General features: G+C 64.8%; 14 protein-coding genes. All 14 read left to right on the forward strand.

The window, feature by feature from the left end:
• Positions 1-247, forward strand: a 247-nt coding sequence (locus tag KAY22_RS20205; protein WP_296625056.1) for a hypothetical protein, incomplete at its 5' end; no start/stop codon positions are given.
• 1 nt (position 248) lies between these two features.
• Positions 249-743, forward strand: coding sequence for a hypothetical protein (locus KAY22_RS20210; RefSeq protein WP_296625057.1), 495 nt, complete (start codon positions 249-251; stop codon positions 741-743).
• Entirely contained in the window at positions 727-1,077 is a 351-nt protein-coding gene (locus tag KAY22_RS20215; protein ID WP_296625058.1) for a hypothetical protein, read from the forward strand. Before KAY22_RS20210 ends, KAY22_RS20215 begins: the two co-directional genes overlap by 17 nt.
• A complete protein-coding gene (locus tag KAY22_RS20220) occupies positions 1,074-1,292 on the forward strand; it encodes a hypothetical protein (RefSeq protein ID WP_296625059.1) in 219 nt (72 codons plus the stop codon). Before KAY22_RS20215 ends, KAY22_RS20220 begins: the two co-directional genes overlap by 4 nt.
• 11 nt (positions 1,293-1,303) lie before the next feature.
• The gene (locus tag KAY22_RS20225; protein ID WP_296625060.1) at positions 1,304-1,687 is read left to right on the forward strand and encodes a hypothetical protein; all 384 of its coding nucleotides are present in this window, start codon (positions 1,304-1,306) and stop codon (positions 1,685-1,687) included.
• Positions 1,684-2,310 carry a hypothetical protein gene (locus KAY22_RS20230; protein ID WP_296625061.1) on the forward strand — a complete coding sequence of 209 codons (627 nt, stop codon included), beginning with the start codon at positions 1,684-1,686 and terminating at the stop codon, positions 2,308-2,310. The genes KAY22_RS20225 and KAY22_RS20230 overlap by 4 nt, the downstream gene beginning before the upstream one ends.
• A 170-nt stretch (positions 2,311-2,480) precedes the next feature.
• Entirely contained in the window at positions 2,481-3,044 is a 564-nt protein-coding gene (locus tag KAY22_RS20235; protein ID WP_296625062.1) for a hypothetical protein, read from the forward strand.
• 117 nt (positions 3,045-3,161) lie between these two features.
• Positions 3,162-3,653 (forward strand): hypothetical protein, encoded by a 492-nt coding sequence (locus KAY22_RS20240; protein ID WP_296625063.1) that lies wholly within the window; start codon positions 3,162-3,164, stop codon positions 3,651-3,653.
• Between the two features lie 126 nt (positions 3,654-3,779).
• The gene (locus KAY22_RS20245) at positions 3,780-3,971 is read left to right on the forward strand and encodes a helix-turn-helix transcriptional regulator (protein WP_296625064.1); all 192 of its coding nucleotides are present in this window, start codon (positions 3,780-3,782) and stop codon (positions 3,969-3,971) included.
• 186 nt (positions 3,972-4,157) lie between these two features.
• Positions 4,158-4,490: an HNH endonuclease signature motif containing protein gene (locus tag KAY22_RS20250; RefSeq protein ID WP_296625065.1), complete on the forward strand. Its 333-nt coding sequence runs from the start codon at positions 4,158-4,160 to the stop codon at positions 4,488-4,490.
• A 391-nt stretch (positions 4,491-4,881) separates the two neighbouring features.
• Positions 4,882-5,394, forward strand: a complete 513-nt coding sequence (locus KAY22_RS27985) for an HNH endonuclease signature motif containing protein (protein WP_366514118.1) — start codon at positions 4,882-4,884, stop codon at positions 5,392-5,394.
• Positions 5,395-5,666: 272 nt separating this feature from the next.
• Positions 5,667-5,957 carry a hypothetical protein gene (locus KAY22_RS20255; protein ID WP_296625066.1) on the forward strand — a complete coding sequence of 97 codons (291 nt, stop codon included), beginning with the start codon at positions 5,667-5,669 and terminating at the stop codon, positions 5,955-5,957.
• A 136-nt stretch (positions 5,958-6,093) separates the two neighbouring features.
• Entirely contained in the window at positions 6,094-7,785 is a 1,692-nt protein-coding gene (locus KAY22_RS20260) for a terminase TerL endonuclease subunit (protein ID WP_296625067.1), read from the forward strand.
• Between the two features lies 1 nt (position 7,786).
• A complete protein-coding gene (locus KAY22_RS20265; protein WP_296625068.1) occupies positions 7,787-9,097 on the forward strand; it encodes a phage portal protein in 1,311 nt (436 codons plus the stop codon).
• Positions 9,098-9,220: the final 123 nt, after the last annotated feature.

A 9,220-nucleotide genomic window follows, 5' to 3' on the forward strand; every position in this document is an offset into this window, starting at 1 on the left:
CGTGTGGGATCGCGTCGCGGCGGCGTGGGACGCCATGGGCTTGTTCAGGCAGCGGCGCCTAAGCCCGCGCCGGCCGTTCCCGTTCATGCGGCCGGGGCCGATAGGCGAGTTCAGATACTACGACCCGCTTGGGGCGGTCTTTCTCGTCGATACCGGTGAGCCGGTGCGGCCGTGCTGGTGGTGGGATAAGACCGTGGATCCAAGGTCGCTCGACCCGATGGAACGAATTCTCATGGAGGGTGCGTGACGTGACAGAGCAGGCCCGCAACAAGTCAACCATCGCTCGGCGCGCGGAGGCGATTCAAGAGGCAACGCCTCGTGATGCTCCTATTAGCCTCGGCTGGGCCAGGCACATTGCCTATGCCATTGACGTTAGCGACAGGGAGGCCGAGAGGGCTGCGGGCGACGACCCCATCACCGCGCTCGCCAAGCGGATCGATCCGGCGGCGTGGGTGGATCTGCCGGGGCCGGTACGGATGGAGCCGCCGCCGCCTCGCGAGTTCGGATCGCCGAACTGGATAGGGCTGTTGCTAGGGGTTGAGCACGGCGAGGAAACCGAAGAGAGCGTGGCTCGTCGCGAATCCCATTGCGTTGCCCAAGAGGTTCGCTGGGATAAATGGCGCGACGAACGCAAAGGCCAGATGGCCCGCCGCGAGAAGGCGATGGATGCGGCGAGGATGGCTATCGCGCTGACTGAAGCGCAGGACATGAAGAAGGAGAATGCAGATGCCCGCGATCGATGAAACGAAGACCGACGACGAGCATGGCGGCGGCATCTTCGCGGTGACCTATGAACTGCTGGCCCAGGCCATGGCGCTGCCCGATGACGTCGTGATTGTCGGCATCCGTGATGAGGGCTGGTCCCGGCGACTGGATGTCGCCGTTCGTGGGCCTGGGCTTCCGGAGTGCCGCTATGGGCAGAGACTGCCCCGCGTCAATGCGGTCGTGTCATCGCGTGGCGGTCGGCCGGTTGGCTGCACGTTTGAGCCGCTGGTGAATCCCCTTCAGGACGAAGTCGTCAAGCTCCGTGCCGAGGTCGCCCGGCTGTCGGCGCTGGTGCGGGATGATGGGCGATGAGCGCTGCCGTTATCGCTATTGCGACTTTCATAGCTGTCGCTGCGCCAGTCCTGTTTCTCGTCTTGGTCGCCAGGAAGGCGCTCACGGTGCCCTCCGTGTGGGAAGCCGATCGCATCGAACGGGAGCGCAGGGAAGAGTGCTGGGCGGCTGCGCAGTGGGCCACGGGTGAGCGGCGTGTCGGCATCTTGCCGCCGCGCGCCCTGGACGAAGAATGATGGAGGCGACCATGACCGACACCAAGCAACAAGTTCTCGACCATCTCGCCCGGTGCGGCTTCGCCTTCATGGCCGGTGAGCCGCCACGGGAGCTGGGCGCCAACTATCTCGTCGATGTCGGCGACTGCTGCCCGACGATCATCTGGTGGTCTATGGACGATCAGTGGTGGCGCTCGAACAAAGGACCGTTCGAATCCCCCACTCATTACGCCGAGCATGGCGGGATATGGAAGCCGACCCCGCCCGGCGAATGGGAATGGATGCGGGTGCCACATACGTCGATCTGGCCCAGGCTTTCGGCGCCGCCTGCCGAGATGATACCGGAGCGCGCCCTGTATGAGGCTGGTCACGACATCTTTCAGGACTTGCCGGCTGCGGCCGGCGATACGAAGTGATCATCACCACCACATTGGGGGATTTGCCGATGGGCAAGCATCGTAAGGGCGGGAAAAAGGGCGGGCGCGGCAAGGGTGCCGGTGAACGCCACGCCTGCGGCAAGCTGGTGCAGCGCAAGGAGGGCGACGCCATGACCAAGGAATTCCTGGCGCGGCGGGCCGAGTTGGTCGGCGTTGATAACGTGCGGCACCAGTCGGCCGGCGTTCCGCTGGGCCAGATGCGTCTGGCTGGCCGGATCACCGAGCGCCAGCACCGCGCCGGCCAGGACCTGGAGCGGAAATGGAGGCAGTGGGCGATGTTGGTGGATGCCCCGCGACGCGATGCCCCGGCGGTTGGCGGTCGGCTTCCGTCCCGGCTGGCCGATGACAACCCGCAACGCTGGGCGGACCTGGACGCCGAGATGACGGCGGTGCTCGCCAAGATGCGGGGCGTGCCCAACGGGCGGCTGGCTGCTTCGCTCGTCGAAAGCGTGGTGGCCGATGGCGTCATGCCGCCCAGGCTGCTCAACGGCTGGACCGAGCGCGGCACGTTCTGGGATATCGGCTGGGCTGCGATCCGGGATGGGCTGGATGCGGTGGCGGATGTCCTCAAGATCCCGCGGACTGATCCGGTGGCGGCGTGACGAATGCGCATTTATTCACTTGTAGGACTTGATTCCGCGCATTGATGCGCTTAGGTTTGAGGCATCGACCAGCCACGCTTTACAGCGCAGCGCAACGCTCCGCAACACTTCGCGCCCCTTCGCCACACCCCTCTACTCAACGCCCTGTTCCCGACAACCAGAGGCCCAAGATGAAAATCGCCACCGCCACCCTCGCTTCGACCGCCCCCTATTCGCAATCCCGGTCCTATGACCGCGAGGTCGAGGCGCTTCCCCGCGAGACGAAGGATGCCTACGAGGATCGGACGTGGCGGCACAAGTGCCACACGCTCGCCGACGGCAAGGTCTACATTCCGCCGATGGCGTTCAAGATGGCGGTCGATACCGCGGCGAAGATGCTGGGCCGCCAGATCCCCGGGAAAGGAAAAAGCACATATACGAAGTTCTTCCTGTCCGGCGTCCTTGTGATGGAGCCGGCCGGGCTGCCGCTGACTAAGGATGATGTCGCTTGCGACCGGATCTATGCGAATGCCGATGGCGTCCGTGGTTCGGGCAAGCGGGTCTGGCGCAATTTCCCCCGCATCGATTCCTGGTCTGCCGACGTGCAGTTCCATGTCCTGGCCGACGAGATCACGCCCGACGTGTTCGAGGAGCATCTGCGGCAGGCCGGCGCCTTCGTCGGCATCGGGCGCTTCCGGCCGCAGTCCGGTGGGTATTACGGCCGGTTCGAGGTGAAGAAGATCAGCTGGAATTAGCTTCGCTGCACTCCGCGTCGCAACGCAGCAATACGCTCTGCAGCACCTCGCACCGCTGCGCAGCGCTCCGCTCCGCAACTCGTCGCAACTCGTCGCAACGTCTACAGCAGGCCCGCCATGATCCTGACCACGAACCCCGAGAACGCCGCCATCGTCGACCGCCTCACGGCGATGCTGGCGCAGGTATCAATCGGCGGTGTCCTGACCTATTCGACCGCCTCTGCCGCCGTCGGCCGGGATATCCAGGACAGGCATCGCCACCTGATGGAGGCGGCCCGTGAGCGGGCCGAGAAGGAACTCGGCTGCCTGTTCGAGTGCGTCCGTAACGTCGGCATTAAGCGGATGCCGTCGGCTGATGCGCCAGAGATCGGGCTGGCGGCGATCCGCCGGGTGAAGAATGCCGCCAAGCGTGGCGGCCGCCGCCTGGAGCGGATCAATACCAACAGCCTTTCCGAGGGCGAGACGCGCCGGGTCGTGGCCTATCGGTCCATGCTCGGGGCCATTGCCCTCATCGCCGACGGCAACAAGGCCAGGACGATCGCGGCCGTTGCCGATCCGGTGACGCCGATACCGCCGCAGAACATTTTGGAGATGTTCTCGAAGAAGTAGTTTCGACGCAACTTGTCGCAACTCAACTCTCCGCTGCACCTTTCATCGCAACGCCGCGCGTCACGTCGCACCACACCACCTCGCTACTCCCCGCAGCGCAACGCAACGTCCACCACGGAAGCCGCCATGACCCCCGAAGAACTGAAGAACTGGCGGCGCCGTATGAAGCTTTCGCAAGCCAAGGCTGCCGAGATGATCGGCTGTTCGCGCCGAGGCTTGCAGCAATGGGAGTCCGGCAAGACCGAGATCCCGAAGTCGATTGCTCTGGCGGTGGCAGCGGTCGCGTTCGACCTGCCGCCGTATGGATCAAAAGCATAAACTCCGCGTCGCTCCTCACCGCTTCACGCCGCAACTCTTCACGCCGCACCGCAGCGCATCGCAACGTCTACCCATATTGCGCCACCTGTTGACACCCGCCTAAATCTGGTGCAATTTCCGATAGTCAGGTTGAAGTATTGCGCCCGCCCGGTCTCCGAGGCGGGCGTTTTGCGTTCGGAGGGGTCGATGGCACGCATCAAGGCCGCCCCCCTCGCGATCAAAGCGGCCGAGTACCGGACCGCGCCGCCCCCGGCCAAGATGCCGGACCCGTTCTACTCGTCGACGGCCTGGCGCGCTCTGATGGCCGATATCATCGCCCAGCGTGGGCGGTGCTGCGAGGATCCGGACTGCAGCAAGCCTGACCGCGGCAGAGGCGGCCGGATCTTTGGTGATCACATCGTCGAGTTGAGGGATGGCGGCGCGCCGCTGGACCCCAGGAACATCATGCTGCGCTGCGGGGCTTGCCATACCAGGAAGACGGCGGCGGCCAGGGGGAAGCGGATGGCGGCGCGCTACTGACATCGAGGTCTCAATGGCCCTGTGCCCTGCTGCAGATTCGGAGCCCGCGCGTCGGCGCTCCGGGGACAGGAAGGGCCAGTCAGCGCGAAGGGCTGCGCGCCTAGCGGCGCTACGGGATAGCTATCGCCGAGGCGAATACGTCGCCGGCAGCCATCACCTGGAGGATCAGTGCGCCGGCTGCGGCAGCACATTTCCGAGATGGCGCGGCCACCCAATGAGCTACTGCTCGAGACGGTGCGCCGGGATGGATTTAACGGATGCTGAAAGAAAGGCTGCGCTTACCGCTGCTCGCGAGACTGAGCGCAATAGGAGATCGCGAGCCAAGGGCGACCGCCCGCCCGTAGCCTGCCAGGAATGCGGATGCGCATTCATTCAGGAGAGAGGCGGACAGATGCTCTGTTCTGATCAATGTCGTACGCTACGCGCACGGCGGCGGAGCAGAGAGAAAGCACAGTTAGGCGACGCCAGGGACAGATCGCCACGGGCGTGCAAGTGCTGCGGTTTGGTTTTCGCTCCTAAGTACGGAGATCGACGACGCGCTTTCTGTTCAGCCTCATGCCTGAGGAAACAAGAGAGGCGAGACGCCAGGGCCGCCGGAAAGCGCGACGCCGGAAAGAATCATCGGAAGCGCGCCAGGGCTGCTGGCGTGCCGTACGAGCCGGTCAACCGCCTAAAGGTCTTCGATCGAGATGGTTGGAAGTGCCAAATATGCGGCGAGAAGACACCGCGGCGCCTGCTCGGGACGATAGATGATCGCGCGCCCGAGCTGGATCATAGGATCCCCTTATCCCAGGGCGGCCCGCACACCTACGAGAACACCCAGTGCGCATGCCGAGCCTGCAACATCTCGAAGGGCGCCACCCGCGCCGCCGGGCAGATGAACCTGTTCCCGCGGGCCGCGTAAGGGGGGGGCGGGGTCAATTCCTTGGGCGGCCGGCCGCATTTTTCCGCACCGGCCTCACGGACGCAATGTGCGACCCTCTTTGATTTTTCCGCCTCCCGGCTTTGATTCCGGGTCGCCTGGGACGAATTTCAAAAAATAGAGGAATTCCAATGGCTCGCGGCGGCTTCAGGCCTGGTGCTGGTCGCCCCAAGGGCGCGCGCTCCAAGCGGAAAGAAGATCGGTCGCCGAAGGACACCAAGGGCGAGCGCCGGCCCAAGCGGAAGGCGCCTGTGATGGCCGCAAAGAAGCCGGTCACTGAGGCGCCGGCACCTGAATCGCGTGAAGCCAAGGCGCCCAATCAGTTCTCGTCGTCGATCGAATTCGCGATGAGCGTCATCAACGATCCGAACGCCGACACGGCCGACAAGATCCGCCTGGCCATCGCGCTGATGCCATTCCAAGCGCCGAAGTTGGCCGAAAAGAAGGCAGACGACGGCAAGGGCGGCAAGAGGTCCGTGTCATCGAAGTTCGCGCCGCCACCGCCGCCCGGATCGAAACCACAGCTCGCCGTGAGCAATGACTAAGCCGACCTGGTCGACGGCGTGTCTGGATTGGGAAAAGCGGATCGTCGATCGTCGATCGCTCGTGCCATTTGATCCACTGTTCCCGGACGCCGCCGATTCCGCGATGCGCGTCTATCGCGATCTCAAGATCGTCGACATGGCGGGCCGCCCGGCCATCGGCGAGGTCTGCCGGCCCTGGGTTTTCGACCTGCCCCGGACGCTGTTCGGGTCCTACGACACCGAGACCGGCCGCCGGCTGATCTCCGAATACATGCTGCTGGTCAGCAAGAAGAACTGGAAATCGGGTACCGCGGCCTCGATCATGCTGACGGCGCTGACGCAGAACTGGCGCGATTCCGCCGAGTTTCTGATCGTCGCCCCCACGATCGAGATTGCGAACAACTCGTTCGGGCCCGCCGCTGACATGGTGCGTGCCGATCCCGAGATGTGGGTCGAATCCGGCGGGTTTCTGAGGGTCCAGCCGAGCTTTCGCACGATCACCGATCTCCGCACGAATTCGACCCTGAAGGTCATCGCCGCGGACAACGAGACGGTCGGCGGCAAAAAGGCTTCCGGCATCTTCATCGACGAGTTGTGGCTGTTCGGCAAGCGGGCTGGCGCAGAGGACATGTTCCGCGAGGTGACCGGCGGCCTGGCGTCGCGGCCTGAAGGTTTTGTCATCTACGCGACGACGCAATCGGACGAGGCGCCGGACGGCGTCTTCAAGCAGAAGCTGGACTATTTCCGCGCTGTGCGGGACGGCGAGATCAAGGACCCCCGCAGCCTCGGCATCCTCTACGAATATCCGAGGAAAATGCTCGACGCCGAGGCGTGGCGGGATCGCTCGACTTGGTACATCACGAACCCGAACCTCGGCGCCTCCGTCGACGAGGAATACATCGAACGCAAGTTTGTCGAGGCGGATCGGGCCGGCGGATCGAGCCGGGCCGGTTTCCTGGCCAAACATCTCAACGTCGAAATCGGCATGGGGCTGCGCGGCAACCGCTGGCCAGGCGCCGAATTCTGGACTCGCCAAGCCGATCCGGACATCACGCTCGACTACCTTCTCGAAGCCTGCGACGTCATCGTCGTCGGCCTCGACGGCGGCGGCCTGGATGATCTCTACGGCGTCGCCGTCATGGGCCGGCACCGCGATACCCGAAAGTGGTTGGTCTGGCTGCGGGCCTGGTGCCATGAGATCGTGCTGGACCGCCGGCCGAAGATCGTCTCGAAGCTCCGCGATTTCGAGAAGGCCAAAGAACTGATCATCGTCTCCGACGAGCTCGGCGACATCACCGACATCGTGGCGCTGATCGAGCGCGTCATGGCGGCCGGCCTGCTCGGCTCGGTCTGCGTCGACCCCGCCGGCCTCGGCGAAATGGTCGAGGCCCTGGCTCAGATCGGTGTCACGTTGGAGAGCGGGCTACTGCTCGGCGTGCCTCAGGGCTTTGCCCTGATGAACTCGATCAAGACCTGCGAGCGGAAACTCGCGAACGGCACGATGAGGCATTGCGGGGCCGCCCTGGGCGCCTGGTGTGTCGGCAATCTGAAGATCGAGCCAACGGCGACCGCGATCCGTGCGACGAAGCAGACTGCCGGCGACGCCAAGATCGATCCCGCCATGGCGATGTTCAACTGTGCGTTCGGGATGATGCGGAATCCGGAGCCGCGCGGCGGATCAATCTACGACGACGAGGCCGCCTACAACGAGGCTTTCGGCCGCGGCGACACGCCCGACGGCATCGCCGCAGACGCCTGGAGCCCGGCAATCCTCGCCGATCCTGGCCACCCCGAGCACGCCAAGCATTTGGCGGCATTCCACGACTGGCAGGACCTGCAGGGAGACTAGGATGACCATCCTCGACCGTCTCCTGAGCGTCTTCAATCTGCAGCGCACCCGCGAGAACGACGACCCCTACACCCGCCACCCCTATTCGCCGCGAACAACGGCCGGCGTCGTCGTCACCCCCGATACCGCGCTGAAATCCGCCGCGGTCTGGGCCTGTGTCCGCTACCTCTCTCAGTCCATCGCGCAGCTGCCGGTGCGCGTCATGCAGATGACCCGTGATGGCAGCGAGCGGAGGCCGAATCATAACGTTGCCTGGGTGCTGGGCTGGGAGGCATCGGACGAATACGGCGCCTTCCAGTTCCGCGAAACACTGATCACCTGGGCCCTGCTCTGGGGCAACGGTTACGCCGAGATCGAGCGCGATTACGCTGGGCGTGTGATCGCCCTACACCCCATCCATCCCTCGCGCGTCGAGGTCCGTCGCGATCTCGAAACCGGCGTCGTCTTCTACGAGGTCAACAACGGCGCATCCGGCAAGATCGATCTCGATCCCGCCGATATGTTCCATATCCGCGGTTTCGGCGACGGGCCGGTCGGCGTTTCCGTCATCGAGTTGGCGGCCGACACCATCGGCTGGGCCAAGGCTGCGGAGCTTTTCGGCGCCGCCTTTTTCGGCGAGGGCATGCACCCGGCCGGTGTGGTCGAGTTGCCCGGCAAGGCTGATCCTAACGCGCTGAAGCGGATGCGCGCTGAATTCGAGCAGCTCTACAAGGGCCCGAAGAAGGGCAACAAGACCGCCTTCCTCGACGGCGGGAAGAAGTGGACGAAGGTTGGCGTCGACCCCGACGAAGCGCAGTTCATCGACACCCTGCAGTTCCAGGTCGAGCAGATCTGCCGATGGTTCGGAGTGCCGCCGCACAAGGTCCAGCACCTTCTCCGGGCGACGTTCTCCAACATCGAGAACCAGTCCATCGAAGTGGTTCAGGATGCCTTGGCGCCCTGGGCTGTCCGCTTCGAGGAAGAGGCCAACCGCAAGCTGTTCGGCGGCAACCGCGGCTACTATTTCGTCAAGCTGGACCTCAAGGGCATGCTGCGCGGCGACTTCAAGGCGCGCCAGGATGGCCTCCAGGTCATGCGCCGCAACGGCGTCATCAACGCCGAGGAATGGCGCGAGATCGAGGACATCGGCCCGATGGATGCCGAGGGGTCCGCCAAGTACATCATCGAGGGCAACATGACGACGCTCGAGATGGTGGGCCAGCAGCCGGAGCCGGCGGCGCCGATCGGCCCTGGCGGTGGGCCGCCGCTCGAGGAAGATGCCGATGCCGCGGCCGCGCGCGCCCGGGTCGAATCGCTCCTGGTGACGGCCTGACCGAGCGCCGGCCAGTTTTCGCCAAGGCGGCCCCAGAGGCACCGCGGCCGAAATCGCCGCTGGCTGCGGTCTGGTCGAGCATCGAGACGATCGCCCTGCGTCTCGTCGCGCTGGAGGCCAAGC

The sequence above is a fragment of the Rhizorhabdus sp. genome (genome assembly GCF_018006725.1).
Lineage (GTDB): Bacteria > Pseudomonadota > Alphaproteobacteria > Sphingomonadales > Sphingomonadaceae > Rhizorhabdus.

What these genes read in the sequence shown, in the direction of transcription:
- KAY22_RS20245 (WP_296625064.1), top strand. Translation starts at nt 3,780, where the DNA reads ATGACCCCCGAAGAACTGAAGAACTGGCGGCGCCGTATGAAGCTTTCG.
- KAY22_RS20225 (WP_296625060.1), top strand. Translation starts at nt 1,304, where the DNA reads ATGACCGACACCAAGCAACAAGTTCTCGACCATCTCGCCCGGTGCGGC.
- KAY22_RS20240 (WP_296625063.1), top strand. Translation starts at nt 3,162, where the DNA reads ATGATCCTGACCACGAACCCCGAGAACGCCGCCATCGTCGACCGCCTC.
- KAY22_RS20220 (WP_296625059.1), top strand. Translation starts at nt 1,074, where the DNA reads ATGAGCGCTGCCGTTATCGCTATTGCGACTTTCATAGCTGTCGCTGCG.
- KAY22_RS20235 (WP_296625062.1), top strand. Translation starts at nt 2,481, where the DNA reads ATGAAAATCGCCACCGCCACCCTCGCTTCGACCGCCCCCTATTCGCAA.
- KAY22_RS20250 (WP_296625065.1), top strand. Translation starts at nt 4,158, where the DNA reads ATGGCACGCATCAAGGCCGCCCCCCTCGCGATCAAAGCGGCCGAGTAC.
- KAY22_RS27985 (WP_366514118.1), top strand. Translation starts at nt 4,882, where the DNA reads ATGCTCTGTTCTGATCAATGTCGTACGCTACGCGCACGGCGGCGGAGC.
- KAY22_RS20260 (WP_296625067.1), top strand. Translation starts at nt 6,094, where the DNA reads ATGGCGGGCCGCCCGGCCATCGGCGAGGTCTGCCGGCCCTGGGTTTTC.
- KAY22_RS20265 (WP_296625068.1), top strand. Translation starts at nt 7,787, where the DNA reads ATGACCATCCTCGACCGTCTCCTGAGCGTCTTCAATCTGCAGCGCACC.
- KAY22_RS20215 (WP_296625058.1), top strand. Translation starts at nt 727, where the DNA reads ATGCCCGCGATCGATGAAACGAAGACCGACGACGAGCATGGCGGCGGC.
- KAY22_RS20255 (WP_296625066.1), top strand. Translation starts at nt 5,667, where the DNA reads ATGGCCGCAAAGAAGCCGGTCACTGAGGCGCCGGCACCTGAATCGCGT.